Origin of the sequence: Nonomuraea sp. NPDC059194, from assembly GCF_042754765.1 — a bacterium.
Taxonomy (GTDB): domain Bacteria; phylum Actinomycetota; class Actinomycetes; order Streptosporangiales; family Streptosporangiaceae; genus Nonomuraea.
On sequence record NZ_JBHZBH010000040.1, the window covers coordinates 1 to 26,173 of the forward strand.

29 protein-coding genes and 1 pseudogene are annotated in these 26,173 nt (G+C 70.9%); 14 read left to right on the top strand and 16 right to left on the bottom strand.

Annotated elements, in window-relative coordinates:
• Positions 1-57: 57 nt before the first annotated feature.
• Positions 58-690: a hypothetical protein gene (locus ACFXJ8_RS35085; protein ID WP_379648416.1), complete on the bottom strand. Its 633-nt coding sequence runs from the start codon at positions 688-690 to the stop codon at positions 58-60.
• 152 nt (positions 691-842) lie between these two features.
• On the opposite strand from ACFXJ8_RS35085, the gene ACFXJ8_RS35090 reads away from it, so the two are divergent.
• Positions 843-983, top strand: a complete 141-nt coding sequence (locus ACFXJ8_RS35090) for an FAD-dependent monooxygenase (RefSeq protein WP_379648418.1) — start codon at positions 843-845, stop codon at positions 981-983.
• A 45-nt stretch (positions 984-1,028) separates the two neighbouring features.
• Here the strand turns inward: ACFXJ8_RS35090 and ACFXJ8_RS35095 are convergent.
• Positions 1,029-1,130 (bottom strand): annotated as a pseudogene (locus ACFXJ8_RS35095) (FAD-dependent monooxygenase); the annotation flags it as partial.
• 914 nt (positions 1,131-2,044) lie between these two features.
• Between ACFXJ8_RS35095 and ACFXJ8_RS35100 the strand changes: the two are divergent.
• Complete coding sequence (locus tag ACFXJ8_RS35100; protein ID WP_379648419.1) at positions 2,045-2,488, top strand: Fur family transcriptional regulator; 444 nt, start codon at positions 2,045-2,047, stop codon at positions 2,486-2,488.
• A 697-nt stretch (positions 2,489-3,185) separates the two neighbouring features.
• On the opposite strand, the gene ACFXJ8_RS35105 is transcribed toward ACFXJ8_RS35100, so the two are convergent.
• From ACFXJ8_RS35105 to ACFXJ8_RS35130, 6 genes are all read right to left on the bottom strand, one after another.
• On the bottom strand, positions 3,186-3,827 hold the full coding sequence (locus ACFXJ8_RS35105) for a fasciclin domain-containing protein (protein WP_379648421.1): 642 nt from the start codon (positions 3,825-3,827) through the stop codon (positions 3,186-3,188).
• A gap of 49 nt (positions 3,828-3,876) precedes the next feature.
• Positions 3,877-5,451: a molybdopterin-dependent oxidoreductase gene (locus tag ACFXJ8_RS35110; RefSeq protein ID WP_379648423.1), complete on the bottom strand. Its 1,575-nt coding sequence runs from the start codon at positions 5,449-5,451 to the stop codon at positions 3,877-3,879.
• 45 nt (positions 5,452-5,496) lie between these two features.
• Positions 5,497-6,261, bottom strand: a complete 765-nt coding sequence (locus ACFXJ8_RS35115) for an anti-sigma factor domain-containing protein (RefSeq protein ID WP_379648425.1) — start codon at positions 6,259-6,261, stop codon at positions 5,497-5,499.
• Complete coding sequence (gene sigK, locus ACFXJ8_RS35120; RefSeq protein ID WP_379648555.1) at positions 6,258-6,857, bottom strand: ECF RNA polymerase sigma factor SigK; 600 nt, start codon at positions 6,855-6,857, stop codon at positions 6,258-6,260. Before sigK ends, ACFXJ8_RS35115 begins: the two co-directional genes overlap by 4 nt.
• Positions 6,858-7,102: 245 nt before the next feature.
• Positions 7,103-8,509 (bottom strand): aldehyde dehydrogenase family protein, encoded by a 1,407-nt coding sequence (locus ACFXJ8_RS35125; RefSeq protein ID WP_379648427.1) that lies wholly within the window; start codon positions 8,507-8,509, stop codon positions 7,103-7,105.
• On the bottom strand, positions 8,506-9,534 hold the full coding sequence (locus ACFXJ8_RS35130) for a nitrilase-related carbon-nitrogen hydrolase (protein ID WP_379648429.1): 1,029 nt from the start codon (positions 9,532-9,534) through the stop codon (positions 8,506-8,508). Before ACFXJ8_RS35130 ends, ACFXJ8_RS35125 begins: the two co-directional genes overlap by 4 nt.
• A 77-nt stretch (positions 9,535-9,611) precedes the next feature.
• Between ACFXJ8_RS35130 and ACFXJ8_RS35135 the strand changes: the two genes are divergently transcribed.
• Genes ACFXJ8_RS35135 through ACFXJ8_RS35190 form a run of 12 tightly spaced genes read left to right on the top strand, consistent with a single transcriptional unit; the run spans position 9,612 to position 19,311 of the window.
• Positions 9,612-10,130, top strand: coding sequence for a MaoC family dehydratase (locus ACFXJ8_RS35135; RefSeq protein ID WP_379648430.1), 519 nt, complete (start codon positions 9,612-9,614; stop codon positions 10,128-10,130).
• A complete protein-coding gene (locus ACFXJ8_RS35140; protein WP_379648432.1) occupies positions 10,130-11,113 on the top strand; it encodes an LLM class flavin-dependent oxidoreductase in 984 nt (327 codons plus the stop codon). Before ACFXJ8_RS35135 ends, ACFXJ8_RS35140 begins: the two co-directional genes overlap by 1 nt.
• On the top strand, positions 11,110-12,315 hold the full coding sequence (locus ACFXJ8_RS35145; protein ID WP_379648433.1) for a CaiB/BaiF CoA transferase family protein: 1,206 nt from the start codon (positions 11,110-11,112) through the stop codon (positions 12,313-12,315). The genes ACFXJ8_RS35140 and ACFXJ8_RS35145 overlap by 4 nt, the downstream gene beginning before the upstream one ends.
• Positions 12,312-13,643: an MmgE/PrpD family protein gene (locus ACFXJ8_RS35150; RefSeq protein ID WP_379648435.1), complete on the top strand. Its 1,332-nt coding sequence runs from the start codon at positions 12,312-12,314 to the stop codon at positions 13,641-13,643. Before ACFXJ8_RS35145 ends, ACFXJ8_RS35150 begins: the two co-directional genes overlap by 4 nt.
• Positions 13,640-14,665, top strand: a complete 1,026-nt coding sequence (locus ACFXJ8_RS35155) for a Rid family hydrolase (protein WP_379648437.1) — start codon at positions 13,640-13,642, stop codon at positions 14,663-14,665. Before ACFXJ8_RS35150 ends, ACFXJ8_RS35155 begins: the two co-directional genes overlap by 4 nt.
• Complete coding sequence (locus tag ACFXJ8_RS35160) at positions 14,662-15,117, top strand: MaoC family dehydratase (RefSeq protein WP_379648438.1); 456 nt, start codon at positions 14,662-14,664, stop codon at positions 15,115-15,117. The genes ACFXJ8_RS35155 and ACFXJ8_RS35160 overlap by 4 nt, the downstream gene beginning before the upstream one ends.
• On the top strand, positions 15,114-15,476 hold the full coding sequence (locus ACFXJ8_RS35165; RefSeq protein WP_379648440.1) for a MaoC/PaaZ C-terminal domain-containing protein: 363 nt from the start codon (positions 15,114-15,116) through the stop codon (positions 15,474-15,476). Before ACFXJ8_RS35160 ends, ACFXJ8_RS35165 begins: the two co-directional genes overlap by 4 nt.
• Entirely contained in the window at positions 15,473-16,615 is a 1,143-nt protein-coding gene (locus ACFXJ8_RS35170; RefSeq protein WP_379648441.1) for an acetyl-CoA acetyltransferase, read from the top strand. Before ACFXJ8_RS35165 ends, ACFXJ8_RS35170 begins: the two co-directional genes overlap by 4 nt.
• Positions 16,612-16,962, top strand: a complete 351-nt coding sequence (locus ACFXJ8_RS35175) for a Zn-ribbon domain-containing OB-fold protein (RefSeq protein ID WP_379648443.1) — start codon at positions 16,612-16,614, stop codon at positions 16,960-16,962. Before ACFXJ8_RS35170 ends, ACFXJ8_RS35175 begins: the two co-directional genes overlap by 4 nt.
• Before the next feature lie 5 nt (positions 16,963-16,967).
• Positions 16,968-18,122: an acyl-CoA dehydrogenase family protein gene (locus ACFXJ8_RS35180; RefSeq protein ID WP_379648444.1), complete on the top strand. Its 1,155-nt coding sequence runs from the start codon at positions 16,968-16,970 to the stop codon at positions 18,120-18,122.
• Positions 18,119-18,970, top strand: a complete 852-nt coding sequence (locus ACFXJ8_RS35185; RefSeq protein WP_379648446.1) for an HpcH/HpaI aldolase/citrate lyase family protein — start codon at positions 18,119-18,121, stop codon at positions 18,968-18,970. Before ACFXJ8_RS35180 ends, ACFXJ8_RS35185 begins: the two co-directional genes overlap by 4 nt.
• On the top strand, positions 18,967-19,311 hold the full coding sequence (locus ACFXJ8_RS35190; protein ID WP_379648448.1) for a cupin domain-containing protein: 345 nt from the start codon (positions 18,967-18,969) through the stop codon (positions 19,309-19,311). Before ACFXJ8_RS35185 ends, ACFXJ8_RS35190 begins: the two co-directional genes overlap by 4 nt.
• A gap of 7 nt (positions 19,312-19,318) precedes the next feature.
• On the opposite strand, the gene ACFXJ8_RS35195 is transcribed toward ACFXJ8_RS35190, so the two are convergent.
• The 8 genes from ACFXJ8_RS35195 to ACFXJ8_RS35230 form a co-directional block, all read right to left on the bottom strand.
• On the bottom strand, positions 19,319-19,741 hold the full coding sequence (locus tag ACFXJ8_RS35195; RefSeq protein ID WP_379648450.1) for a DUF2871 domain-containing protein: 423 nt from the start codon (positions 19,739-19,741) through the stop codon (positions 19,319-19,321).
• A gap of 26 nt (positions 19,742-19,767) precedes the next feature.
• Positions 19,768-20,448, bottom strand: a complete 681-nt coding sequence (locus ACFXJ8_RS35200) for an ABC transporter ATP-binding protein (RefSeq protein WP_379648452.1) — start codon at positions 20,446-20,448, stop codon at positions 19,768-19,770.
• A complete protein-coding gene (locus ACFXJ8_RS35205) occupies positions 20,435-21,163 on the bottom strand; it encodes an ABC transporter ATP-binding protein (protein ID WP_379648454.1) in 729 nt (242 codons plus the stop codon). Before ACFXJ8_RS35205 ends, ACFXJ8_RS35200 begins: the two co-directional genes overlap by 14 nt.
• Positions 21,160-22,137 (bottom strand): branched-chain amino acid ABC transporter permease, encoded by a 978-nt coding sequence (locus ACFXJ8_RS35210; protein ID WP_379648456.1) that lies wholly within the window; start codon positions 22,135-22,137, stop codon positions 21,160-21,162. Before ACFXJ8_RS35210 ends, ACFXJ8_RS35205 begins: the two co-directional genes overlap by 4 nt.
• Complete coding sequence (locus tag ACFXJ8_RS35215; RefSeq protein ID WP_379648458.1) at positions 22,134-23,069, bottom strand: branched-chain amino acid ABC transporter permease; 936 nt, start codon at positions 23,067-23,069, stop codon at positions 22,134-22,136. Before ACFXJ8_RS35215 ends, ACFXJ8_RS35210 begins: the two co-directional genes overlap by 4 nt.
• The gene (locus ACFXJ8_RS35220) at positions 23,066-24,292 is read right to left on the bottom strand and encodes an ABC transporter substrate-binding protein (RefSeq protein WP_379648460.1); all 1,227 of its coding nucleotides are present in this window, start codon (positions 24,290-24,292) and stop codon (positions 23,066-23,068) included. Before ACFXJ8_RS35220 ends, ACFXJ8_RS35215 begins: the two co-directional genes overlap by 4 nt.
• Before the next feature lie 67 nt (positions 24,293-24,359).
• Positions 24,360-25,049, bottom strand: coding sequence for an ABC transporter ATP-binding protein (locus ACFXJ8_RS35225; RefSeq protein ID WP_379648462.1), 690 nt, complete (start codon positions 25,047-25,049; stop codon positions 24,360-24,362).
• Positions 25,046-26,116 carry an ABC transporter permease gene (locus ACFXJ8_RS35230; RefSeq protein WP_379648464.1) on the bottom strand — a complete coding sequence of 357 codons (1,071 nt, stop codon included), beginning with the start codon at positions 26,114-26,116 and terminating at the stop codon, positions 25,046-25,048. Before ACFXJ8_RS35230 ends, ACFXJ8_RS35225 begins: the two co-directional genes overlap by 4 nt.
• Between the last annotated feature and the right edge of the window lie 57 nt (positions 26,117-26,173).

Consider the following 26,173-nt stretch of genomic DNA (forward strand, 5'->3'; position numbering starts at 1 on the left):
GGGTGTTACAGGACCGCGACCAACACCAATCGCACCAGAACTCACATGCTGTAACCGCTACCCCGTGGAGTGAGACAGAGCCGGTTTCTCATGTCCGCTCACAATGGCAAAAGCCCAGATGTGATGGCGGCGGCCGGATTGCGGATCCGTCCAGACCCCGAGCCTGCCGTAGTCGACCTGGGCCTCCTCGCCGGGACGAGGCGGCTCCAGCCGTAGCACCGTCACCTGCGACCGGCGCAGCTCTTCGGGCAGATTGGCCCCGATCCACCGCCGCAACGACGCCGCCGAACAGGTCAGACCCTGTTCATCGCGTAGCCGCTGGTGGATGGTGGCCATCGTGACGCCGCGCTTGAGTTGATCGACGATGTAATCCCGGTGCTCGGCGATCGCCGGCCAGCTCACCCTCCGCAGTCGTCCGTCCTGCAGATCGGGGAACCACCGACGGACATGTTCAGCCCACTCCGTCTCGGCAACCGGCGGCCCACCAGGGCATATGCCCTCTGCTAGAGCTGGTGCGACGTACTTGGCCACGGTGTTGCGTGAAACACCGAGACTGTCGGCGATCTCTCGCCCCGTCCGACCGGCGTGCCAGTGCATCAAGATCTCAGCAATGTCGATCACGTGGAACGACCTCCGCGCCATCATCGGCATCCCCCGAAACCCCGTTGAAGGGATCAACAGAAGGATCATGGACACGGATGACCAAGTCCAGGCGACACGCACACGTCGTGACCTGGCTCAATAACCTGATAGTGCCCTTCAGTAGTGGCTCAATTACCTGCTCAGCCAAGCCTCAATCTGGCTCAATAACTTGATCGCTGACACATCGCCGCTCTCGCGGCATGAACTGCGGCATCCAGGACGCCGACTACCTCGCATGGAAGCTGGCCGCGGTGCTCCGTGGCAGCGAGGTGCCGAAGAGAAAGTGCAGGCCTTCTTCGCGTGGCACCCCGGCCGCCACCACGCGCTCCTCCAGCCCGTAGCGGCGCAGGATCTCCATGGTGCTGAGCGCCCGGCCCTGCCCTTGGGACAGCTGAGGCGGTGTGGTGGCGCTCCATGAGGAGGGACGGGATGCCTAAGCGGGACAGCGCGATCGAGGCGCACAGGCCGACCGGTCCACCGCCGACGATGAGGACGGGATCTCCATCGTCATCAGGCGAACGCGGCGCCTGACCTGCCGGATCCGACGATCACGTGGCCTGGCGAGGCCGGACGCACGACCTGACGGCCATCCTCAGCCGACTGCTCCACCAACGCACTGCGGAGTGACGAGTGCTTTACCTCCCTTGACCTGCCCAATTCTGCTTGACACGGTCAAGTCGGGCGGCGAGGGAGGTCACGGATGGGGGGCTCCCGTCAGCCAACCGGGCCTGAATCCAGGGCACGCTCCGATCGAGCTGCTCGGCCAGGCGCCTCAGGCTCCACCCTTCCGCTCGCCGGTCCCGGAGCCATTGATGCAAATCCGAGGTGCCGACCTGGTCCGCCGTTCGCGCGATGTTCATGGCGACGCGCGATCGGCGTCCTGCGTCGGTGTTGACGCCGGATCCGCGCAGCGGGACACCGTGCTCGGTGAGCGCGCGGCGGAGGGTGGCCTTTCCCACGCCGAGCTGGCGTGCCAGTGTTTTCACACTGCTCTGACGCTCGCCGTACAACGTGGCCAGGCCTTCCCTGACCTCTGAGTAGCCCAGCTCGCGCAGGGCGTCCCGGAGCCTTTCGCGTGCGGCGCGGGCACGGGTGGCCCTACCGGCTTGCAGGTCATCCAGCTGGGCGGCACGGCGCTGCGGGCTTATCTGGCGGGCGAGCGTGTTGAGCGCGCCGGTGCGGGCCAGCCGACGACCGGGTTCGAGGTTGTCGCGGGTGCGAGGTGAACTCTGGTAGATGCGTCGTTGCGTGGCGCTGCGCGCGCCGGAGTGCTCGTAAGACGACAGAGCTTTGGTGGCGAACAGGCCGAAGGCCGCACGATAGGCGTCCGCGGTCAGGTCGTGGACCCGGACGTAGTTTGCAATAGCGTATTCGGAGCAACTAGGGAGGCGGTTTGGGTCACGTGCATACGCAGCCGAGCGGTGCCGGACCGTCGGCGGCTCTGGTCGACGACCTGTTCCGCCGGAAGCTTCGCCGGACGGGTCTTCGCATGGCCATCCTCGCGATCCTGGAGCAGGCCGGGACCCACCTCAGCGTGTCGGAGCTCGGCAGACTGGCGATCGCTGTCCAGCCGACGATCAACACTTCGACGGTCTACCGGAACGTTGCGGCGATGCGCGACTCCGGCGTCCTGCACAGCATCGACTACGCGGGCGAGACCCTGTTCGGCCTGGCCAGGACGCCTCACCATCACCTCGTGTGCGATCAGTGCGGCACCCTCGTGGAGATCCCCGCCGAACAGTTCGCTTCGGTGGCGGCCGGCCTGGCCTCCAGTTGTGGCTTCGCGCTCAGCCCGGCCGGGCAGGTGCTGCACGGCCGCTGTCAGGGGTGCGCGGGCGCGCTCTGACGTTCGCGGAACTCCGCCAGGACGGCCTTGCGCGTCGCGGCCGGGAGACGGTCGATGTACCCGCCGGGCAAGAAAGGGCTTCTTCCTCAAGAGTTGCTTCTTTGGTCCGCCTGGCCGAGCCGAAGCGCAGACGACGTGTGAGGAGCCGTTGCGGGGCGCGGGAAAATACGCCGAGATCGGGCCTTCTCGCCATTGCGTGGTCGAGACAAAGCAGATCAGATTACCCACGATTGAATGGCGTCCTCGGATCTGAGCGCCGTTCGATACGACGTCATCGCACCCGGTGTCGCCATCATAAAGGGCTGCAAGTGCCGATCAAGAAGCCCACGCTGTGTCCATCTGCTGGCGGAACCACGCCGCTGACGTGTAGTCCAGATCGCCGAGCGCTTTGACCACCACGGTCCGGCCGTCCGGACCGGTGAATGCGGTGACGGGGAAGGGCTGCGGTGAATCTGATGACGCGAGTGACATCCCTGTTCCTTAGGCTCGCCGGGCGTCTGGGCGGAAAGCGGCCAAGCGGACCGCTGTCCGCAGCCCGCCTGCATGCAGGTCGCGCACGGCGCAACCGCCAGTCATCCTGTGGAGGGTGGCGGAGTGGCCCTGGTGTCCGCGAGGGGGTGCAGAAGACCGCCCCACCACCGGATGGCCCTCACGCGGCATGCCCGGGTGGGGCTGCCGGGCGAGGGCCCGTCTGGGATCAGCTTGCGGGCATCAGCACGGTGTCGATGATGTAGACGGTCGCGTTGCGGGTCTGCACGTTGCCGCACACCACGTTCGCCTTGCCGACCTCGTAGGTCTCTCCCGAGCTGCTGGTGTCCACCTTGCCGCCCTGCAGGGTGGTGAAGGAGCCGTTCGCCAGGTCGGCGGGGGTCTTGCGGCCCGGCACCACGTGGTAGGTCAGGATGCTGGTGAGGGTCTTCTTGTCGGCCAGCACCTTGTCCAGGGTCTCCTTCGGGATCTTGGCGAAGGCGTCGTTGGTGGGCGCGAAGACGGTGATGTTCTCGGCGGAGTTGAGCGTGTCGGCCAGGCCCGCCTTGCCCACGGCGGTGACCAGGGTGGACAGCACCGGGTTGTTGGAGGCGGCGGTGGCCACCGGGTCGTCGGCCATGCCGGTGAAGCTGCCCTCACCCGAGTCGGGGACGGCTGAGCAGGCGGCGCCGAACGGCTCGTCATCGGTCATGGCCGGCTGCGAGGTCGTCGGCGACTGGCTGGCCGGCGCGGAGCTCTCGGCCGGGGCGGGCGCGGTGTCGGCGGCGGTGGTGGTGCCGGCGTTGCTGCTGCACGCGGCCAGCGACAGGGCGGCGGCCAGGACGGGCAGGGCGAGGAGACGCTTGTTCATGGTTGCCTTCTCTCTGTGTGTATTGCGGGACGGTCGTTGAGGAGCAAGGTCAGGTGACGGTCGCCAGGACCGAATGCCAGCCGGTGGCGCCGTCGGGAAAGGGTTCGGCGCGCTGCTGGGGCTGGGTGTGGCCGGTGGCGTCGGTGGCGCGGGCCTCGATCCGGTGGTCGCCGGGGGTGGCTTGCCACTGCAGGTGCCACTGCCGCCAGGTGTCGGGGTTGGGGGAGGGGGCGAGCGTGGCCTGCTGCCAGGCGCCGCCGTCGACGCGCACCTCCACGGCGGCCACGCCGCGGTGTTGCGCCCAGGCCGTGCCCGCGATGGTGGTGGGTCCCGCGCTCAGCCTGGCGAACGGCCCCGGCACCTCGATGCGGGAGGCGGTCTTGATCGGGGCATTATCGGCCCAGCCGCGCCGCGTCCAGTAGGCCTGCTCGTCGCCGAAGCGGGTGAGTTTGATGTCGGTCAACCACTTGGTGGCCGAGACGTAGCCGTACAGGCCGGGAATGATCATGCGGGCTGGAAAGCCGTGCACGGGGGAGAGCGTCTGGCCGTTCATGCCGACGGCGACCAGCGCGTCACGGCCGTCCAGGACGGTCTCCACCGGGGTCCCGCACGTCCAGCCGTCAGCCGAGCGGGACAGGATCTGATCGGCTTTTACGTGCACGCCAGCCCTCCTGAGCAGGGCGGCCAGGTCGACGCCGAGCCAGCGCGCGTGGCCGACGTAGGGGCCGCCCACCTCGTTGGAGACGCAGGTGAGAGTGATGTCCCGCTCCAGCAGCGGCAGCGCGAGAAGCTGTGCCATGGTCAGCTCGAACGGCCGGTCGACTAGGCCGTGGATCCGCAGCCTCCAGTTCTCGTACGGCACGCGCGGCACGACCAGGGCGGTGTCGACGCGGTAGAAGTCGGCGTTGGGTGTGGTGAAGGGGCTCAGGCCGGGCAGCCGCAGGTCGCTGCCGTACGGCAGGGGCGGGGCCGGCTCGGCCGCCGCGGGCAGGACCAGCAGGCCGCTGCCCGCGGCGGCGTCACGAGCCGCGCCGATTGCGCGCGACCCTGCGCCGCCGAGCACGGCCGCGCCGAGCACGGCCCCACCGGTGACCAGGAACGTCCTGCGGGCCGTGCCGTCGGCAGGACCCGACACGCGATCACCGTGACCATCGCCGCAGACGGTGACGGCGCCTCCGGCGAAGGCGCGCAGCCACGCCCTTCGGAGCAGGTGGAGAGTCAGCAGACCGACCGCGGTCGCCGTCAGCGAGGGCAGCACGTGCAGCCAGTCGGCTCCAGGCCGGGTCAGCGCGGCCAGGCCGGCCAGGGCGCCCAGCGTCACCATGCCGCCGAAAGCGAGGTACGGCCGGAACGGAGCGAGCACCCCCGCGAGCGCGGCGAAGGCCGCCACCGCAAGCGTCAGCCCGGCGAGCAGGACGTCCTTGTCCCGCTCGCCGAACGTCCTGATCGCGAAATCCTTCAGCCAGCCCGGCGTCAGATCGATGAACGCCGACCCTGCCGCCACCAGCGGACCGGCCGACGGGTGCAGCGCCGCCGCCACGAGTTCGCCGGCCGACAGTGCCGCGGCGGCGGACACCAGTCCGCCCGCCGCCGCGGCCGCTCTCGCGTTCCTCTTACCTGTCACATGAGGGATTCGGAGCCGGTCCGCGACCGGACGGGTGCGACTTTCTCAGCCGGTCGGCATCTCCATCACCAGCAGCGGAGCGGTGGTCGGCGCAGCCGAACCTCCTGCCGGCTCGACGGTCAGTCCGACGGCCGTGGCTCCCGGCACCGACACGGCCAGCGCGGGTGCGGTGTAACCGTCCTCGTCGGGCCGCAAAAGCCCGGCCGGATGCGCCCGCCCGGGGGTGAGCTGCCACAGCTGGTAGGTCTTGTCGTCGGGCAACGGCTGCAGCCCCGAGGCGAGGAAGACCATGCGGCCGGCCGAGCGGGAGAGCACCACTGTCCCCTCGACACCCCGCCGCTCGGTCGTGCCGGCGAGCCGGGCGTCCGGGGCCGCCAGCACCGCCGCGACCTGGCGGTTGGCGCTGCGCAGCTCCTCCAGCTCGGTGTGGGCCCGGTAGGCGAGCACGCCGAGGACAGCCGCCGCGACCAGCCCTACCGCCGCCATCGCGGCGGCGACCCGCGCCCCCACCTTCCGGTCGGCACTCGCGCGTCGAGATCCCTGAGGCCGAGCCACGGTCGGGGCCAGCTGCCTGACCTGGCCGATCTCGGCCAGCACTCTGCCCTTCAGCTCGGGCGGCGGCGTGGCGGCCGTGGCCTGGCCGAGGCGGGCGGCGGTCTCGGCCAACCCCGCCACCTCCTGGGCGCAGGAGGGGCAGCCGTCCAAATGCGCCTCGAAACGCCGCCGTTCCATCTCGTCATCGATAGCGTCCAGCGCGTACGCGCCCGCCAGCATGTGCACGTCCTGCCTCGTGTTCAGCTCTCCGTTCATCGCTCCACCCCCAGGCAGTCGCGCAACCGGATCAAGCCGTCGCGCATGCGGGCCTTGATGGTGCCGAGCGGCACCTTCAGCAGCTCGGCGACCTCACGATAGGAGTAGCCGCCGAAGTAGGCGAAGGTCACCGACTCGCGTTGCAGTTCCGTCAACCCGGCCAGACAGCGGCGCAGCCGTTCGCGTTCCAGGTTGCCTTCCACCGCCTCGGCCACCTCGTCGAACGGCCTGCGCACGTCCATGCGCGCCACCCGATCCTCCCGCTCGGCGCCGGCACCGGCCGAACGCACCCGGTCAATCGCCCGGCGATGCGCGATCGTCATCACCCACGCCATGGCCGATCCACGGGACGGCTCGTAACGGGCGGCGCTGCGCCATACCTCCACCAGCACGTCCTGGGCCACTTCCTCGCTCTGGGCGCGATCACGCAGCACCCGCACCACCATGCCGAACACCCGCGCGGCCACCAGGTCGTACACCCGCTCGAAGCTGGAGCGGTCACCACGGGCCACCCGGCCCAGCAACACCTCCAACTCCGGCCGCCGGCCATGGTCGGACCGGCTACTTTCCCGCTCAGAATCCGGGTTCGATCGCATGCGTCCTCCCGCCACTGCCACCAACCGCATATGGTCCATTCGCAGCCATCCGTTTCTTGGATGGGTGCGAGGCGCGTCCCACCTGGCGAGCTGGATGATGTCCCCGGCGGCGAGCAGCAACCCGAGGTACTGACATGCGCTCACCTGCGAGGACAACGTCCGGCTCGGCGTCCCGCACGCCGACGTGGTCCCGGCGCTGGCCACCGCCCAGCTCGTGATGGACCCTGACACGGCTGTTGCCCGCCTCAATGCCACCAGGGGTCGGGGGCGGATGATCGGTTGATGAGCTGAGCCTGGTGCCGGACGAAGCGGAACAGCGAGGCCGGACCCATCCGGGAGCCACCCAGGCCCGAGAACTTGAAGGAGTTCTTCGTTCCGTCGTGGACGAACGCGGTGAGGGCCGCGTTGTTGACGCTCACCGCGCCGGCCTGGAGCTGTGCCCCGACAGCCCGGGCAGTGTCGAGGTCGCGGGCGAAGACAGCCGCCGACAACCCGAAGGAAGAGTCGTTGGCCAGGTGCACGGCGTGCCGCGCGTCCGAGGCTGGCATGACGGGGATGATCGGGCCGAACGTCTCTTCCGTCATGACCAGCATGCTGTGGTCCACTTCGGTGAGCACAGTGGGTTTGCACCAGCGGCCGCCGTCCAGAGTCTCGACGGCCCCGCCGCAACGGGCGACGGCTCCCTTGGCGAAGGCGTCGTCCAGGTGGCGTTCGATGACCAGGGCCTGGCCCGGGTCGATCAGCGGGCCGATCTCGCCGTCAGCCGGCCCCGGCCTGGCCAGCCGTAGCCGCTGGGCCTTGGCGGTGAGGAGGTCGGCGAACTGCTCGAAGGCCGGCTCTTCGACGTAGACGCGCTCGATCGACAGGCACGACTGTCCGGCGTTGGCGGTCGCGCCCCAGAGGATGGCCGAGCTGGCCCGCTCCAGGTCGGAGCCTGCCAGCACGATGGCCGGATCCTTGCCGCCGAGCTCCAGGAAGACGGGGATGAAGGCTGCCGCCGCGGCGGCTCCGACCGCACGGCCCGTGGGCACGCTGCCGGTGAAGGCCAGCACGTCGACCAGCCCGACCAGCTCCGCGCCGGTCGCGCCGTCGCCCTCGACGAGGGCCAGGACCTCGGCGAGCGCGGGCACCCGCCGTACGGTCTCCATGAGCGGTGCGATGAAGCGCGGCGTCACCTCGCTGGGCTTGGCCAGGACGGCGCTGCCCGCGCCCAGCGCCGGGATGGCGTCGATCAGCCCGAGGAGCAATGGGAAGTTCCAGGGGCTGATGACGCCGGTCAGCTGGTAGGGAACCAGGGTCTGGCAGATCTCGACGCCTGGTACGGCCGCCGGCAGCGGAGCCCCTGGCGTCAGGAGCGCGGGCGCCAGGGCGGTCCAGCGCTCCAGCATGCCGAGAACGCTGCGCACCTCCATGACCGACTCCGCGTGCCGCCCGGTGTCGGCGATCAGCGCGGAGAGCAGGGTCGTCTCGGCGGCGGCGATCTCCTTCCGCCAGGCCAGCAACGCCGCCCCGCGAGCCTCCGGTGAGAGCGCCGCCCAGCCGGGCTGGGCGGCGCGCAGGCGGTCGGCCGTCCGCGCGAGCTCGGCCGCATCCATCGGGCGCAGGTCGCGCTCGACCGCGCCGGTGCGGGGATCGCGGACCTGGTGGGTCACGTGATCACCCCTGCCTTGCGCAGCCGCTCGATCGTCGCGCGCTGGCGTTGGGCGAACCAGGCCCTCTCCGGTACGGCATCGCCCAGCTCGTCCGGCTGCTCTCCCTCGTGCCTGCCGTACTCTCGCGCCCAGAGCGCCGGTTTGGCGCGGGCCAGCAGGTTGCCCATGCCCGGTCGCGCACGGTGGCGGCGGAGCGCTTCGAGGTCGAGCTCGGCGGCGGCCACCAGGCTTTCGCCGGCGCCCGCCTGGGCGAGCACCCGGCCCTCGAAGTCGATCAGTTCGGAGCCGCCGTTGGTCGAGTCGGAGGGGATGGGGATGCCGGTGAGCCCGCCGCTGTTGGCGGAGACGACATAGGCGAGGTTCTCGACGGCTCGGGCTCGGCGCGCGATGGCCTTGGGGGTGAGCTGCGGGCTCGACGCCTCGGAGGTGGGGTGGCAGAGGATCTCGGCGCCGCGCAGGGCCAGTGAGCGGGCCAGCTCCGGATAGAGGATCTCCTCCGAGGACAAGGCGGCGAGGTTGCCGATCGGAGTGCGAGCCACCGGCAGCACGGCCTCCGTGCCGTAGGCGTCCAGGTAACGGGTCCACACGTCGTAGGGCGTGGGCGAGTACATCGAGTAGAGCCGCCGCGCGCGCAGCACGACCTCTCCGGACGGGTCCAGGATCACGCACGCCTGGAAGTAGAGGTCGGGGAAGTGCTGGTCGCTCTCGTAGGCGTTGACCACGAGGTGGACGCTCTGGTCCTGGGCGATCGCGGCGAGCGCCGCGTACTCGGGGCCGCCGGGGGCGAGGGCCGCCTTGTCCCGCCAGCCGGGAATCGGCTCGCCCATCGGGAAACCGGTCAGCGCGTACTCGGGAAGCACGACCAGGCGCAGATCCGGGCCGATCCACGCGCGGGAGGCGCGAATCTGGGCCCCGATCCTGGCGATGGCGGCACCGATGGCGGCGCGGGCATCCGGCACCGACAGGCCGGTTACCGAGTGGGTGACGGTCTGCAGGGCGAGAGCTCGGTATGAGGGATTCGTCACTCGGGCCTTCCCAATCTGAAACAGTGTTCCTCAAAATGGAAAGTAGCACCGAGCTTGTCCCGGCGAAAGGGAACGACGTGACGCTGCACGAGGCCTCAGCGGGCCGCTACTACGAGGACTTCGAGATCGGGGACGTCTACCAGCACGCACTCGGCCGCACGATCAGCGAGGCCGACAACACCTGGTTCACGCTCCTGACGATGAACACCAACCAGAACCACTTCAACGCCGACTTCGCGGCCCGCGCGCCGTACGGGAAGATGATCGTCAACTCCGGGCTCTCGGTCGCGGTCATCCTGGGCATCTCGGTCGCCGACACCAGCCAGAACGCGATCATGAACCTGGGCTGGGACGAGATCCGGCTCACCCACCCGGTCTTCGTGGGCGACACGCTCTACGCCGAGTCGATCGTGGCGGACAAGCGCGAGTCGCAGTCGCGGCCCTATGCCGGAATCGTCACCTGCCGCACCCGCGGGCTGAACCAGGACGGGGACGAGATCATGTCCTGGCGGCGCAGCGTGATGGTCTACCGTCGCGACGCCCCGCAGGACAAGGGTTACTTCCCCGTCGCCAAGACCGGCGAGCTGACGCTCTGATGCGCCTCACCTACGGTCCCTGGGGCGAGACGCTGAACGAGCTCGTCTCGGCGGCTCGCGCCGCGGAGGAGGCGGGGGCTGACACGTTGTGGGTTCCCGAGCTGCACCGCAGTGCCACGGTGACCGCCGCGGTCCTGGCCGGGGCGACGACCGAGGCGCGGATCGGCACGGCGATCGCGCTGGCCTTCACCCGCAGCCCCATGACCACCGCGCTGGAGGCGCTCGACCTGGATGAGCTGTCCGGCGGCCGGTTCGTGCTCGGGCTGGGGTCGGGGGTGCGCAGGCTCAACGAGGACTGGCACGGGGTGACCTGGGACAAGCCGGTCAAAGGCATGCGGGACACCGTGACGGCCATCCGGGAGTTCACCGCGAACTGCCGGACGGGTGCGCCCATCGAAGCGCCGGGAATGCGGATCCGCGGCTACCAGCGGCCCTTCCCTGTCGAGCGCGGCCGGATTCCGATCTACCTGGCCGCGGTGGGTCCCGCGATGACCCGGCTGGCGGGCGAGATAGGCGACGGGTGGATCTCCCACGAGCTCTGCTCGCCCGCCTACCTGCGTGAGCAGCTGCTTCCGCAGCTCGATCCGCGGCCGGGCTTCGAGGTCGTGGTCTCGGCCTGCTGCTCCATCGACGACGACCCGGCGGTCGCCTACCGCAGGGCGGCCGGGCTGGTCGGCTTCTACGCCTCGGTCAGGACATACGCCGACTTCTTTGCCTTCCATGGGCTGGCCGAGGAGCAGGCCCGGGTGGTCGAACTGTTCCGGCGCGGCGCAGGCGCCGACGACCTGGCCGAAGCCGTACCCGAGCGGATGGTGGAGCTGCTCACCCTGTCCGGCACGGCCGAACAGGTCCGCGACAAGCTCTCCGCCTACGGCGGACTGGCCGACGCGATCAAGCTCACCCCGCCGACCCACGGCGTCGCCGCGGAGGAGACCCGCCTCGCGCAGGACCGGATCATCGAGCTCATCGGAGACCTGACATGAGACCCCTGCAGGACGTGCGGATCATCAGCCTGGAGCAGTACGGCGCGGGGCCGTTCGGCTCGCTGCATCTGGCTGACCTGGGCGCCGAGGTCATCAAGATCGAGGAGCCCCGGTCGGGCGGAGACGTCGGCCGATACGTCCCGCCCTACGCCGAGGGGGAGGACTCGCTGTTCTTCGAGGCCTTCAACCGCAACAAACGCTCGGTCTCGCTGGACCTGTCCACCACCGGAGGCAGGGAGGTGTTCGAGGATCTGGTGCGCGGGGCCGACGCCGTCTACTCCAACCTGCGCGGCGACGTCCCGCAGAAGATCGGCATCACCTACGACGCGCTCAGGCACCTGAACCCGAAGATCGTGTGCTGCTCGCTGACCGGGTTCGGCATGACCGGGCCTCGGGCCACCGAGCCCGGCTACGACTACATCCTCCAGGGACTGGCCGGCTGGATGGACGTCACCGGCGAGCCCGACGGGCCGCCCACCAAGTCGGGGTTGTCCATGGTCGACTACTCCGGCGGCTTCGTGGCCGCGATCGCCCTGCTCGCCGGGCTGCATGCGGCCCGGCGCGACGGGGTCGGCATGGACTGCGACCTGTCGCTCTACGACACCGCGATCTCGCTGCTGACCTATCCGGGGGTGTGGCATCTCAACGAGGGCTACAGCCCGGCCCGCACCCGGCATTCGGCGCACCCCTCGCTGGTGCCCTTCCAGGCGTTCGAGACCTCCGACGGCTGGATCGTGGTCGGCTGCGCCAAGGAGAAGTTCTGGCAGCGACTCGCCCCCGTCGTCGGTCATCCGGAATGGGCGGAGCCCGGCTCGCCGTACGCCACCTTCTCCCTGCGGCGCGAGCGCGCCGGCGAGCTGCTGCCGTTGCTGGAGGAGATCTTCCGGGCTGGTACGGCAGAGCACTGGCTGTCGCTTCTCACCCCCGCGGGAGTCCCGTGCGGGCCGATCAACACCGTCGCGCAGGCCCTGGCCGAGCCGCACACCGCGGCCAGGGACCTGGTCGTGGAGACCGAGCACCCCGCCTTCGGAAAGCTCAGGAACCTGGCCTCCCCCGTCAGGGTCGGGGAGCGCGCGCCCGCCTACCGCCGCGCTCCCCGTCGCGACGAGGACGCCGGCTACGTCCTCGGCGATCTGCTGGGCTACGGCGAGGCCAAGGTCGCGCAGCTGCGCCGGTCGGGCGCCTTCGGGGAGCCGCGATGATCGCCGAAGAGCTCGCCTCGTGGGGCACTGCGCCGCTGGAGGTGCCCGAAGAGGTGGGCGAGGCCGCCCTGCGGCATCTGCTCGACGCGCTCGGCACGGCTGTCGCGGCGACTCGCCTCGAGGCCGCCGGGCCCGCCGTCGCCGTGGCGCGCGGGCTGGGCGGGCCGCCCGAGGCCACGGTCATCGGGTCGCCTGGCAAGATCGGCGCCCCGGCCGCCGCCCTGGCCAACGGCACGCTCATCCACGCCCTGGACTTCGACGACACGCACGCCGGAGGCCTGGTCCACGCGACGGCTCCGGTGCTGCCCGCGGTGCTGGCTGTGGGGGAGGAGACCGGGGCCGGCGGAGCCGAGGCGCTGGCCGCGCTCGTGATCGGGCTGGAGACGGTCTGCCGGTTGGGCGCCGCCGTACCGCACGGGTTCCACGCGCGCGGACTGCACGCCACCTCGGTCTGCGGGGTGTTCGCGGCGGCGCTGGCCGCCTCGCGGCTCTACCGGCTCACCCCTGAGCAGGCCGTGCACGCGCTCGGGATCGCCGGGAGCCAGGCGGGCGGGCTGCTGGAGTTCGTCAACACCGGCGCCGCCACCAAGCAGCTCCACCCCGGCTTCGCGGCCCAGGCCGGCATCCTGGCCGCGCGGCTGGCCGCGGCGGGCGCGACCGGCCCGGCCAGCGTCTTCGAAGGCGCCTACGGGCTGTACGCCGTGCACGCCGACCGGCGGGTGGAAACGCGGGCCGTCCTCGCCGGGCTCGGCGCGGACTGGGAGTTGACGCGGATCACGGTCAAGCCGTACCCGGTCTGCCAGCTCAGCCATGCCGCGCTGGACGCCGGTGCGGAGCTACGGGCCATGATCGACGGCAGAGACGTGACTGACGTCGTCGTCGAGATCCACCCGGACGCCGCGCAGTTCGTCTGCGGCCCCGGCAAGGACCGCCCGGCGTCCGCCTACGCGGCCAAGTTCTCCCTTCCCTGGTGCCTGGCCGTGGTGCTGCTGGACGGCGAGCTGACCGTGACCGCCTTCGATCGCCTGGACCGGCCGGAGGTGACCGCGCTGGCGGCCCGGATCAGGCATCAGCCGGTCGACTTTCCCTGCGCGGCGGCCGACCAGCCGGGCCGGGTGAGCGCGCTGCTGGCCGACGGCACGCGCGTCACCGCCGCCGTCGACCGCAGTGGGGGAGGACCCGGAGACCCGGGGATCGGCGAACTGGTGCGCCGCAAGGCGCGGGCCAACCTCGGAGACCGGGCCGACACCCTCCTCACTCTCAGCGCTGTGCTGCCCGAACAGCCCACGCTCACCGCCTTGATGACCGCACTGGAGGCATCCTCGTGACCGTCTACCTGCCCGCCGTTCCCGGATATCCCCAGGCCGGTGCCGCGCTGCGCGCCGCCGGGCTTGCGCCCACCGATCTGGTGCACGTCGTGGAGTACGTCACCGGCGACACGCCCGAGTTGACCGCCCTCCGGCACGACCTGCTGGGCGGCCACGCCGTACCGGTGGCGACCGTGGCGGTCGAGGCCCTGCCCGGCGGCGAGCCGTACGCCGTGGAGCTGACCGCCCACCCCGGCGGCGGCGAGCTCGTCATCGCCCACGAGGACACCGGCCCGCACCGGGGCACGCTGCGCATCGCCGACGGCATCGTCTACCTCCCGAGCATCCACCCGTGCGACGCCCATGGCCCGGTGCATCCCGGCGACTTCCGCGCGCAGTACCGCTACTGCCTGGAACGCGCCGCCGACCTGCTCAAGGCGGCCGGGCTCGGCCCGCAGACGCTGGTGCGGACCATCGACTACACCGCCACGAGCACCCGAGCCGACTACCCCCGCTGCGGAAGGCCCAGAAGGGAACTGCTCGGCGGCACCGGCAGCGACGGGCGGCCGGTCTTCCCCGGCGCGGCGGGCATCCTCGTCGACCGGCCGGTGCTCCCCGGCGCGATGGTCTCCCTGGACGCCATCGCCTCCACCGCGCCCCTGCGCACGGTGAACCCAGGGTGGGCCCGCTACGAGACGCTCACCTACAAACCGGGGGTCGCCGCGGGTGACACGCTGTTCATGTCGGGCTTCGGCGCGCTCGAACCCGCCACCCAGAAGGCGATCTTCGACGGTGACCTGGCGGCGCAGGCGGAGTACACCTACGCCGCCATCGCCGCCGTGCTGCGCGAAGCCGGGCTGACCGGGCGCGACGTCGTCCGGCTGATCGAGTACGTCACCCCGGAGGGCGTGTCGGTCTACCCCGGGCTGGCGGACCTGCGGGCCCGCTACTTCGGCGAGGTCGCGCTCACCTCGGTGGTCTGCTCGGCCCTGCTGCGGCCGGAGTTCCTCATCGAGGTCGTGCCCGTGGCGGTGTTCCGGTGAAGGAGCTGATCGGCCGCGAGGTCGCCTACACCGCTCCTGAAGCCCTCGGCCGGGCGGCCATTCGCTACTTCGCGCTCGCCGTAGGCGACGACAACCCGCTCTACACCGACCCGGAGTACGCCAGGGCGCACGGCTACCGGGACGTCGTCGCCCCGCCGACGCTGATCTGCGAGACGAACCAGTACGCCAACCTGCCGCGTGACGAGGACGGCTACGCCGGACACTCCTGGAGGATCGAGGTGCCCGGCGCCCGGTTGGTGCGCGGCGGCAACGACTACACCTTCCACCAGCCCGTGCACCCCGACGACGTGATCACCGCCACCTGGCGCATCCAGGACGTCACCGAGAAGGCGGGGAAGGTCTTCGTGCTCTCCCGCGCCACCTACACCAACCAGCACGGAGAGCTGCTCGCCGTCAACGACGAGACGCTCATCTACGTGAGGCCCGCATGATCGACCTCGAACGCACCCTGGAGGCGGCCGACCTCGTGGCCTACGCCGGGGCCACCTGGGACTGGCACCGGCTCCACTACGAGCCCGCCTACCTCGCCGAACACGGCCTCGACCGGCCGGTCGTGGACGGGCAGCTGCTCGGCGCGCTCATGGCGGAGCACGCCCAGGACTGGGCAGGACCCGACGCCCGGCTCACCCGGCTGCGCTACCGGCTGGTCTCGATGGTCCTCGCGGGCGACACCGTCCGGGTGACCGGCGCCGTCACGCGGGTGGACGGCAAGCGCACCACGATCGAGCAGCAGGTGCTCGTCGGCGACAGGGTGGCCGCCACCGGCACGGCCGAGGTGAGCGACCCATGACCGTCGCGATCGCCGGAGCCGCCGAGTCCGACCTCGGGATCACCGGCCACTCCGTCCTGAGCCTGCAGGCCCAGGCCATCACCCGCGCACTGGCCGACGCCGGACTGGCGCTCAAGGACGTGGACGGGCTGGCCACCTGCGGCGTGTCCCGCTTCTCCGCCACCCAGGTCGCCGACTACCTCGGCCTCCAGCCGGTCTGGACCGACTCCACCTTCGCCGGGGGATGCGCGTTCGAGATGTACGTCGCGCGCGCCGTCCAGGCCATCGAGGCCGGGCAGTGCGGGACCGTCGTCATCTCCTACGGCTCCAACCAGCGTTCGGCCCGCTCCCGCTCGCTGGCCGGAGTGGTCGAGGATCACACGCCCGAGGCCGTCTACGAGGCGCCGTACGGCCCGCTCTACCCGTTCTCGTACTACGCGATGGCCGCCCAGCGCTACCTGCACACCTTCGGCGCGGGACGTGAGGCGCTCGCGGAGGTGGCGGTCGCCGCTCGGGAATGGGCGCTGCTCAACCCCAGCGCCTACCGGTACGGCGCGGGGCCGCTGACCGTCGAGGAGGTGCTGGCCGCGCCGATGGTCTCCGCCCCGCTGACCACCGCCGACGCCTGCCTGGTCACCGACGGCGGCGGCGCGATCGTGCTGACCTCGCTGGAGCGCGCCCGCGACCTGCCCAGGCCGCCTGTCGTGGTCCTCGGGTACGGCGAGTGCGTCACCAACACCTCGATGACCGGCGCCGACGACCTGACCACGACCGGCGCGGTCCGTTCGGGGGCGGAGGCGTTCGCGCGGGCCGGTCTGCGGGCAGATGACGTGGACGTGGCCGAGCTGTACGACTCCTTCACCATCACCGTGCTGCTCAGCCTCGAAGGGCTGGGCTTCTGCGGCAGGGGAGAGGCCGCCGACTTCCTCAAGGGCGGCCGGATCCGCCCTGGCGGCGGGTTCCCGCTCAACACCAACGGCGGCGGCCTGTCCTACAACCACCCCGGGCAGTACGGCCTGCTTCTGCTGGTCGAGGCGGTCCGGCAGCTGCGCGGCGAGTGCGGGCCGCGCCAGGTGCCGGGCGCCGAGGTCGCGCTCGCCCACGGCACCGGCGGCATCCTGTCCGCGCACGCCACCGTCATCCTGGGGGTGGACCGGTGAACGACTTCTGGGAGGCGACGCGCGAGCGGCGCCTGCTCATCCAGTTCTGCCGTACCTGCGAGAGGCACCAGCACTACCCGCGCGTGCTGTGCACCGCCTGCGGCGGCGGCGAGGTGGACTTCGTGCAAGCGTCCGGGCGGGGCGTGGTGGACTCCTTCACCGTCGTGCACCGCGCCCCCGCCGCCGGGTTCGACCCGCCCTACGTCCTGGCCAGGGTACGGCTGGCCGAAGGGCCCATCCTGCTCACCCACCTGGTCGGCGATGCCGACTGGGCCTGCGACCTGCCCGTCCGCCTCGACTGGCTACCCCTGCCCGACGGCCGCCACCTGCCTGTCTTCTCGGAGTGATGCACATGGAACTGACCGAAGAGCAGCGCCTGTTCCGGCAGACGCTGCGCGACTTCGTCGACAAGGACATCCGCCCTGTCGCCCAGGAATGGGAGGCGGCCGATCGCTACCCGGCGGAGATCGTCGAGAAGATGAAGGACCTGGGCCTGTTCGGGCTGACCGTGCCGGAGGAGTACGGCGGGCTCGGCGCGGACATGGTCTCCTTCGCCCTGGTCTTCGAGGAGATATCCAAGGGCTGGATGGGAGTGGCAGGGACCCTCGGCTCCCACTCGCTGGCCGCCTGGATGATCGCCCAGCACGGAACGCCGGAGCAGCGCGAGCGGTTCCTGCCCGATCTGGCGACCGGAGCCCGTCGCAGCGGCATCGGCCTGACCGAACCCGGCGCCGGCACCGACCTGCAGGGCATCAACACGACCGCCAGACGAGAGGGCGACGTCTACGTCGTCAACGGCGCCAAGACGTGGATCACCAACGCCCGGCACGCCGACCCGCTGCCGGTGCTGGTGAAGACCGCGCAGACCACGCCAGCGCACCAGGGCATGTCCGTGCTCCTGGTCGAACGCGACACTCCCGGCTTCAGCGTGCTGCGCGACCTGCCCAAGCTGGGGTACAAGGGCACCGAGTCATGCGAGGTCCTGCTCCAGGACGCCCGCGTGCCGGTGGCCAACCTGCTCGGCGGCGTCGAGGGGCGCGGCATGCAGCAGGTCCTGTCCGGGCTGGAGACGGGCCGGATCAACGTCGCCGCCCGTGCGCTGGGCATCGCCCAGGCGGCCTACGACGAGGCCATGGGCTACGCGGCGCAGCGGCAGGCTTTCGGGCGGCCGATCCATGAGTTCCAGGCGATCCAGCTCAAGCTGGCCGATATGGCGATCAAGGTGCAGGCGGCCCGCCTGATGGTCTACTGGGCCGCCTCTCGGGCCGACGCCGGGCAGCGGGTGGATCTGGAGTCCGGGATGGCCAAGGTGCTGGCCTCCGAGGCGGCCCAGGAGTGCTCGCTCATCGCCATGCAGGTCCACGGCGGCTACGGCTACTCCAAGGAGTTCGTCGTGGAGCGGCTGTACCGCGACGCCCCGCTGATGATGATCGGCGAGGGCACCAACGACATTCTGCGCATGGTCATCGCCAAGGCGCTGACCAGCGGGAAGGGGAGTATCGGATGATGACCGCTCGTTCCTACCTCTACGTGCCGGGCAACGCGCCGGCGAAGCTGGCCAAGGCCTGCGACCGCGGTGCCGACGCGCTCATCGTCGACCTGGAGGATGCCGTCCCGCACTCGGGCAAGACCGCGGCTCGGGCAGCCGTCGCCGACTGGCTGGCACAGGGACCGTCCGGGCCGGAGATCTGGGTGCGCGTCAACCCTGGCCCCGCCGGGCACGCCGACGCCAGAGCCGTCGTCGGACCGGCGCTCACCGGTCTCAGCGTCGCCAAGGCGGAGAGCGCGGCCGAGATCGAGGCGCTGGCCGCACTGCTGGACGATGCGGAGGCCGCCGCCGGGCTGGCGCCGGGATCGGTCGCCGTCATGCCGTTGCTGGAGTCGGGGTCCGCCGTCTTCGAGGCGCGGGCCATCGCGCGTGCTCCCAGGGTCGCCCGCCTCCAGTTGGGCGAGGCCGACCTGGCGGCCGACCTCGGGCTCACTCCCGGCCCCGAAGGCATGGAACTGCTGTGGGCACGATCACAGGTGGTCGCGGCGAGCGCCGCCGCAGCGATCGCGCCACCGGTCGCGCCGGTGAGCGTCGAGGTGCGCGACCTGGCAGCCTTCCGCCAGTCCACCGAGGTGCTCGCCCGCCTTGGTTTCGTGGGCAGGGCGTGCGTCCACCCGGCTCAGTTGCCGGTGGCGCACGAGGTGTTCACTCCTTCGGAGGAAGCGCTCGACGCGGCCAGGTCGTTGCTCGCCCGGTACGAGCAGGCGCTCGCCACCGGGACCGCCGTCTGCCTGGACGAGGCCGGGCGGCTGGTGGACGAGGCCGTGGTCAGGTCGGCCAGGCGCGTGGTGGGCATGGCCGGATGATCGAGTGGATCGGCCGGGATCTGTCCTGGCGCCCCTTCACCATCCCGCGGTCGAGCCCGCCCGTCTCCCTCGCGCCCCTGCACGCCGACCCGGGGACGGGCTCGTTCCTGGTGCTCGTTCGCTTCCCCGCGGGATGGACACGGCCGGCGGCCGGTCACTACTCCTGCGACGAGGAGTTCGTCATCCTGGAAGGCGAGCTCGCAGTCTCCGGCACCGTGTTCGGAGCCGGAGACCGGGGCTGGTTCCCCGCCGGGCGGGAGCGAAGGGACTCCTGGACCGGGGCGGGCGCCCTCGCCCTGGCGTGGTTCTCGGGGCCCGCCGACTGGGTCGTGTCGGAGTAGAGAAGCCTCAGGCAGGCGCCTGGCCCTTCGCGGGGAACAGGCGCCGCCGCAGGCAGAGGAAGAACAGCACGAGCGCGACGGTGAGCAGAATGTGCCCCAGCCCGGCGATCCCCGCGATCGCGGGCCCGGTCTCCTTGCCCAGCACGGTCATCGTCCCGTGCAGGGTGAGCATCCCCGCCGTGAGGATGAGCCCGGCCTGGTAGGTCCAGAAGAACCAGCCGAACAGTTTGTTCTGGCTGAGCTGGAAGGCGCGCTCGAACAGCATCAGGGCGAGGAAGAACACCATGCCGAGGACCAGCAGGTGCGTGTGGACGACGGCGAGTTGGGTCTCGCCGGTGAAGTCGTTGAGCTTGGTGAGGTCGCGGTAGTACAAGCCGCTGGCCACACCGAGGATCATGTAGACGAACGCGGAGTAGTAGAGCTTCTTCAACGGTATTCCTTCGTACAAGCTGACATTTACCGACCCAGATAGGCGCGCCGGACCCGATCGTCGTCGGCCAGATCGGTCCCGGACAGTGTGATCACCCCGCTCTCGATGACGTAGGCGCGGTCGGCGAGCGCCAGCGCCTGAGTCGCGTTCTGCTCCACCAGCAGGATCGCCACCCCGCTGTCGCGGATGCTCGCGAGTGCCGCGAAGACGGCGCTGACCATGAGCGGCGCGAGGCCCACAGAGGGCTCGTCGAGCATGAGCAGCCTGGGCCTGGTCATGAGGGCGCGGGCGATGGCGAGCATCTGCTGCTCGCCGCCGCTCATGGTGTCGGCGCGCTGGCCGAGCCGCTCGGCCAGCCGGGGGAACAGCTCCAGGACGCCATCGGCGCGCTCGCCGGTGTGGTAAGCGCCCATGGCCAGGTTCTCCGCGACGGTGAGCGGGCCGAACAGCGCCCGCCCCTCAGGGACGTGCACCAAGCCGCGCCGTACGACCGCGTGGACCTGGACGCCGCGCAGGTCCCGCCCGTCGAAGAGCACCCGGCCCGCCGTGGGAGCCAGCAGCCCCGAGGCGGCTCGCAGCGTGGTGGACTTGCCCGCGCCGTTGGCGCCCACCAGGGCGACGATCTCGCCCATCCCGACCTCCAGGGACAGGCCGTGCAGCACGCGCAACCCGGCGTACCCGGCCTCGATCGCGTCAAGCTGGAGCATCGCCGCTCTCCTCTCCCAGGTAGGCCGCCACCACGCGCGGATCCGTGGCGATGCGGGCGGGCTCGCCCTCGGCCAGCACCCGCCCGCGTTCCAGCACCACCACCCGGTCGGCCAGGCGCATCACCGCGGGCATGACGTGCTCGACGAAGACCAGCGTCATGCCCTCGGCCCGCAGCTCCTCCAGCAGCCCGATCATCGGCTCCCGCTCGGCGGGCGTGAGGCCGGCGAGCACCTCGTCGAGCAGCAGGACCTTGGGGCGGAGCGCGAGCGCCCTGGCCAGCTCCAGCCGTTTGCGGGCGGCGGCGGGCAGCTCGCCCGCGAGCCGCGAGGCGTAGTCGCCGAGCCCGGTGCGCTCGACCGTCTCGGCCGCCGCACTGACGGCCTCTCTTCTGGTACGGCGCAGCGCCCCGGCGGCCACGGCCACGTTGTCCATGACCGTCAGGGCGGCGAAGGGACGGGTGAGCTGGAAGGTCCGCACCAGCCCCGCCCTGGCGCGCAGGTGCGCGGGGTGCGCGGTGACGTCGCGGCCGTCGAAGACGATCCGGCCGGAGCCGGGGCGCTGCTCGCCTGAGATGACGGAGAACAACGTCGTCTTGCCGGCGCCGTTGGGCCCGATCACCGCGTGCACCGTCCCGGATTCGACCTCGAACGTCACCTCCTCCAGCGCGCGCAGGCCGCCGAAGGCCTTGCTCACTGTCTCGATGCGCAGGATCATCGCCGCCTCCCGGCGAGCGTTCCGTACAGACCTCTGGGCAGGGCCAGGACGACGGTGATCAGCAGGAGCGCGTAGAGCACCACGTCCAGGCCGCTGCGGCCCTGCAGGAAGGCCAGGAACTCCGGCGGGGTGCGGACGAGCGTGGCGGCCACGTCCGAGAGGGGAGCCAGCACCGCGGCGCCGATCAGCGGCCCCCAGATCGTCCCGACCCCGCCGATCACCGCGGGCAGGATGGCCTGGATGGACATTGACGGGCCGAAGGCCAGGTCGGGGCCGACGAACAGGTAGTAGACCGCGTAGAAGCCTCCGGCCAGGGAGGTGAGCGCGGCCGAGACGCCGATGGCCATGAGCTTGTGGCGGATCACGTCGACTCCCGCGGCGGCGGCGGCGGTCTCGTCCTCCCGTACGGCCAGCAGGTTCAACCCGGCCTTGCCGTTCAGCAGCACGATCACCGTGGCCATGCTCGCCAGCGTGAGCAGGAGCGCCAGCCAGAAATAGGCAGGGTCGCCGACGTCGAAGCGCAGGGTGAGCCAGCCCTGCTCGCCGGTGACGGGCAGGGTCAGCCCGACCGCGCCGCCCACCAGGGTGGAGTTCAGCGCGGCCAGCCTGAGCATCTCGGCGAAGGCGAAGGTGGCCAGGGCGAAGTAGGCGCCCTTCAACCGGTAGCGGACGGCCAGGTAGCCGGTGACCATCCCGAAGAGCGCGGCCATGACCGTCCCGGCGAGCAGGCCGATCCAGGGCGACACGCCCAGCCGGACCGTCAGCAGGGCGGTGGTGTAGGCGCCGAGGCCGAAGTACGCGGCGTGGCCGAAGCTGAACAGGCCGCCGAAGCCGCTCATCAGATTCCAGGCGACCGCCATCATGGCGAACAGCAGCGCGCGCACGGCGACTGCTTCCTGCGCGGGCGGCAGCAGCAGCGGCAGCGGAGCGAGGACCACTCCGATCGCCGCGAGCAGCGCGAGCTTCCTGATCACGCGGGCCTCCCGAACAGGCCCTGCGGGCGCCACAGCAGCACGAGCACGAAGACGGCGAAGACCGCCAGCAACGGGCTCTGGCCTTGCAGGTAGATGCCGCCGAGCTGCTCGGTCAGGCCGACGATCAGCCCGCCCGCGACCGCGCCAGGCACGCTGCCGAGTCCGCCGAGGACCACGACCACGAAGCCGATGATGTTGAAGAGTTCGCCTGTGGTCGGCTCGACGGTGACGAGGGGCGCCACGAGTGTCCCGGCCGCGCCCGCGCAAGCCGTACCGGCGGCGAAGGTCAGCGCGTGGATCCGCCGCACGTCGAGTCCGACGAGCGCGGCGCCTTCCGGATTGGCGGCGACCGCCCGGATCGCGGTCCCCAGCCTGGTCCTGGTCAGCAGCAGCCACACCGCCCCGGCCAGGCCCATCGCACCCGCGAAGGCCAGCACCCGGCTGAGGTCGGCCACCGCGCCCAGCAGGCGCAGTGGCGTGTCGAAGCCGACCGCCACGGTCCTGGTGTCGCCGGAGAAGATCAGCAGCAGGGCGTTCTCCAGCAGCAGCGCGATGCCGAGCGTCAGCAGGAGTTGCGCGGCCAGCGAGCCGCCCATCGTGCGGCTGACCAGCCGCCGCTGTACGGCGTAGCCGAGGCCGAACAGCAGCGGCACGCTCACCAGGAGCGACAGGTAGGGGTTGATCCCGGCGTGGGCGGCCAGCAGCGCGGTGGTGTACATGCCGAGCGTCATGAAGGCGCCGTGGGCGAAGTTGACGATGTCCAGCACGCCGAAGATCAACGTCAGGCCCATCGCGACGAGCGCGTAGACGCCGCCGAGCAGCAGGCCGGTCAGGACCGCCTGGGCGGTGACCGTCCCGCTGCCCGAACGGATCCACGCGCCCGCCACCACAGCGGCCGCGATGGCGACGCCCAGAGCCGCTCGTCTGATCACTTCGCCTGCGGTTTCGGCTCGGCCACGGCCTTGGCCGCGGGATGCACGGGCACCACCTTGCCCTGCTGGACCTGCAGGACGATCGGCGTGGCGTTCTTGTTCTGCCCGGTCTGGTCGAACTGCACGGGCCCGTCGAAGGCCATCAGCGTGTCGAAGGAGATGCCCGCCAGCGCCTCGCGGATCTTCACCGGATCCCGGCTGGCCGCCTTCTCCAGGGCCGCGGCGATCAGCCGTACGACCTCGTAGGAGGTGAACGGGATGAAGCGCAGTTCCTCGCCGTGCCTGGCCTGGAAGGCGTCGAGGATCGCCTTGGTCTCCGGCTTGGTGGCGTCGTAGTTGAAGTTGGAGTCGTAGATGCCTTCGGCCGCCGCGCCCCCGTCGCGGGGGAAGACCGGCGAGCTGAAGGCGCCATGGGACACGCCGAGCACGAGCTTCACACCTGGCTGGACCGAGGCGATGGCCTTGGCGGTCAGCAGGCCGTCGCGGTAGTAGCCGGTGACGGCGAGCGCGTCGACTCCGGCCGCCTTGATCTTGGTGAGCTCGGTGGTCAGGTCGGCGGTCTTCAACGCGTCGTAGGTGATCTCCGGGCCGACCTGGAGACCCAGCTTGGCGGCCTCGTCGCTGAAGGACTTGTAGGTGGCGGTGCCGTAGTCGGTCTGCTCGTGGAGGTAGGCGACCTTGGCGATCTGCTGCCCGGTCCTTTCGGCCAGCTCCTTGAGGTGGCGCGCGCCGTACCTGCCGAGGGTGTCGGAGGAGGGCTGGAGGCGGAAGGTGAAGGTGTAGCCCTGCTTGAGGATGTCGTCGGCGGAGGCGACGTCGATGACGAAGGGCACCTTGCTCCGCTCGGCCACCGTCGCGATCTGCGCGGCGACCGCGCTCTGGTACGGCCCGACCAGCGCGACGGCCCCCGCCTGGGTGAGGCGCTGCGCCTCGCTCTGGCCGACCTCCGGCTTGCCCTGGCTGTCGGCATCGAGGATCTCCAGCTTCGCGCCGCCGAGGGACTTGATGCCACCGCCTGCGTTGATCTGCTCGGCGGCCAGCTTGACGGCCTTGGACATCTGCTGGCCGTCGAAGGCCAGCGGGCCGGTGAGGGGGTGGATGGAACCGATCTTGATCGTGCCCGAGCCGGCGGGGGCGGCGGCTCCGCCGGGTGCGGAGCCGCCGCAGGCGCTCGCGGTGAGCGCGAGGAGAGTGCCGAGGGCGAGGGAGGGGACGATGCGCATGGCGACCTCCATGTTCCTATTCAAGGAACGCTGTTTCGCAGATGCTCGCAGCTGGCTCGGGGCGCGGTCAAGCGACCGGCGCCGCGGCTCCCTCGGTGAGCCTGCCGTCGGTCATGGTCAGGACGGTGTCCACCATCGCCAGCGTGGCCAGGTCGTGCGTCACCATGACGGTGGCCAGATTGTTGCGCCCGGTGAGCTCGGCCAGCAGCGAGACGATCTGCTCGCCGCGGTGATGGTCGAGCGCGCTGGTGGGCTCGTCGACCAGCAGCACCTCGGGCGAGTTCATCAGCGCGCGGGCGATGTTGACCCGCTGCCGCTCGCCGCCGGAGAGCTGGTGCGGGCGCTTGTGCTCCTTGTCGGCGAGGTCCACGGCGAGGAGCAGTTCCCTGGCCCGCATGCTGGCGGCCCGGGGAGATTCCCCGGCCAGATGCGCCATGACCAGGAGCTGGTCGAGCGCGGTGAGGGAGGGCAGCAGATTGGCCTGCTGGAACACGATTCCGATGTGGTCGCGGCGCACCTTTGTGCGCTTGGCCTGACCGGCTCGGGAGACGTCCTGCCCGGCGATGCTGACGACGCCCGAGGCGGGCGTGACGAGGGTGGCGGCGACGGCGAGCAGGCTGGACTTGCCAGAGCCTGAGGGGCCGACGACGGCGGCGAACTCGCCGGGTTCGACGGTCATGCTGACGCGGTCGAGCGCGGTCAGCGTGCGGTCCCCGTCGGGGTAGGTCAGGACGATGTCGGTGAGCTTGAGGGTCATCGGGAGGCTCCCAGGGCGATCAGCGGGTCGACGGAGGTGATCTTGCGGATGGCCAGCGCGGCACCGACGGCGCCGAGCAGGATCATCACCGCCACCGGCACCACGGTGGTGGCCACCGACAGCACGAACGGGACCGTGCCCTCGGCGAGCGCGCCGAGCGCCGCGCCGAGCGCGCCGCCGACGCCCGCGCCGAGCAGCAGCACGATGACGGCCTGGGCGAGCGCGTCGCGCAGCAGGTAGCCGGAGCTCGCGCCGAGCGCCTTGAGCACGGCGACGTCGCCGCGGCGCTGGATCGTCCAGACGGTGAAGAACGCGCCGATGACCAGGGCCGAGATCGCGAACAGGAAGCCGCGCATGAGCTGGAGCGAGCCGTTCTCGGAGGAGAAGGAGCCGATCGCGGCGGGCGCGTCGGACAGCGGGACGGTCGTGGTGCCGAGCTTGGTGTCGGTCGCGGCCAGGTCCGGGTCACCGCTGGTGCGCAGAGCCAGGACGGTGGCCACCGTGTCGGCGCCGCCCTGCTGCTGGCTCATCCACTCCCAGTCACCGATGCTGATCCAGGCGACAGGGATGTGGCTGTAGGAGGCCTCGCCCCTGGCTCCGGCGACGGTGAAGTCCTTGCCGGAGATCTGCACGGTGTCGCCGGCCTTCAGCCCGCTGTCGGTCGCCAGCGCGGCGGACAGGACGACCTTGCCGGTGTCGACCTTCTGCCCCTCGGCGAGCTCGCCGCCCGGCTTGACGCCGAAGAGGGCCACGCCCGAGCTCTGGTCGTCGCCGTAGGCGATCCTCGACATGGAGACGCCGAGCCGCTCGGCGGTGACGCCCGGCACCTTCTGCCAGTCCTTCCAGTCGGCATCGGTGATGCGGCTGTCCCCGAAGGCGGGCTTTTCGCCGCTGTCGAAGACGATGTGATCGGCGGAAAGGTTCTCCACCGCCGAGATGTTCTCCTGTGCCAGCCCGGCGGTCAGGCCGGACAGCATGGTCACCAGGAGGGTGATGAGAAAGACGACGGTACCCATCAGGGCGAACCGTCCCTTGGCGAAGCGTAGGTCTCTGAGCGCCACGAACACGGCGCGTCCCCCGTTGCGGACGAAGTGGAATCTGACTGCTTCAGCCTGCGGGTCATC

Bases quoted from the DNA above. Each gene is read 5' to 3' on its own strand.
- ACFXJ8_RS35085 (WP_379648416.1), bottom strand. From the start codon at position 690: ATGATCCTTCTGTTGATCCCTTCAACGGGGTTTCGGGGGATGCCGATG.
- ACFXJ8_RS35090 (WP_379648418.1), top strand. From the start codon at position 843: ATGAACTGCGGCATCCAGGACGCCGACTACCTCGCATGGAAGCTGGCC.
- ACFXJ8_RS35105 (WP_379648421.1), bottom strand. From the start codon at position 3,827: ATGAACAAGCGTCTCCTCGCCCTGCCCGTCCTGGCCGCCGCCCTGTCG.
- ACFXJ8_RS35115 (WP_379648425.1), bottom strand. From the start codon at position 6,261: ATGAACGGAGAGCTGAACACGAGGCAGGACGTGCACATGCTGGCGGGC.
- sigK (WP_379648555.1), bottom strand. From the start codon at position 6,857: ATGCGATCGAACCCGGATTCTGAGCGGGAAAGTAGCCGGTCCGACCAT.
- ACFXJ8_RS35140 (WP_379648432.1), top strand. From the start codon at position 10,130: ATGCGCCTCACCTACGGTCCCTGGGGCGAGACGCTGAACGAGCTCGTC.
- ACFXJ8_RS35145 (WP_379648433.1), top strand. From the start codon at position 11,110: ATGAGACCCCTGCAGGACGTGCGGATCATCAGCCTGGAGCAGTACGGC.
- ACFXJ8_RS35150 (WP_379648435.1), top strand. From the start codon at position 12,312: ATGATCGCCGAAGAGCTCGCCTCGTGGGGCACTGCGCCGCTGGAGGTG.
- ACFXJ8_RS35165 (WP_379648440.1), top strand. From the start codon at position 15,114: ATGATCGACCTCGAACGCACCCTGGAGGCGGCCGACCTCGTGGCCTAC.
- ACFXJ8_RS35170 (WP_379648441.1), top strand. From the start codon at position 15,473: ATGACCGTCGCGATCGCCGGAGCCGCCGAGTCCGACCTCGGGATCACC.
- ACFXJ8_RS35180 (WP_379648444.1), top strand. From the start codon at position 16,968: ATGGAACTGACCGAAGAGCAGCGCCTGTTCCGGCAGACGCTGCGCGAC.
- ACFXJ8_RS35185 (WP_379648446.1), top strand. From the start codon at position 18,119: ATGATGACCGCTCGTTCCTACCTCTACGTGCCGGGCAACGCGCCGGCG.
- ACFXJ8_RS35190 (WP_379648448.1), top strand. From the start codon at position 18,967: ATGATCGAGTGGATCGGCCGGGATCTGTCCTGGCGCCCCTTCACCATC.
- ACFXJ8_RS35200 (WP_379648452.1), bottom strand. From the start codon at position 20,448: ATGCTCCAGCTTGACGCGATCGAGGCCGGGTACGCCGGGTTGCGCGTG.
- ACFXJ8_RS35205 (WP_379648454.1), bottom strand. From the start codon at position 21,163: ATGATCCTGCGCATCGAGACAGTGAGCAAGGCCTTCGGCGGCCTGCGC.
- ACFXJ8_RS35220 (WP_379648460.1), bottom strand. From the start codon at position 24,292: ATGCGCATCGTCCCCTCCCTCGCCCTCGGCACTCTCCTCGCGCTCACC.
- ACFXJ8_RS35225 (WP_379648462.1), bottom strand. From the start codon at position 25,049: ATGACCCTCAAGCTCACCGACATCGTCCTGACCTACCCCGACGGGGAC.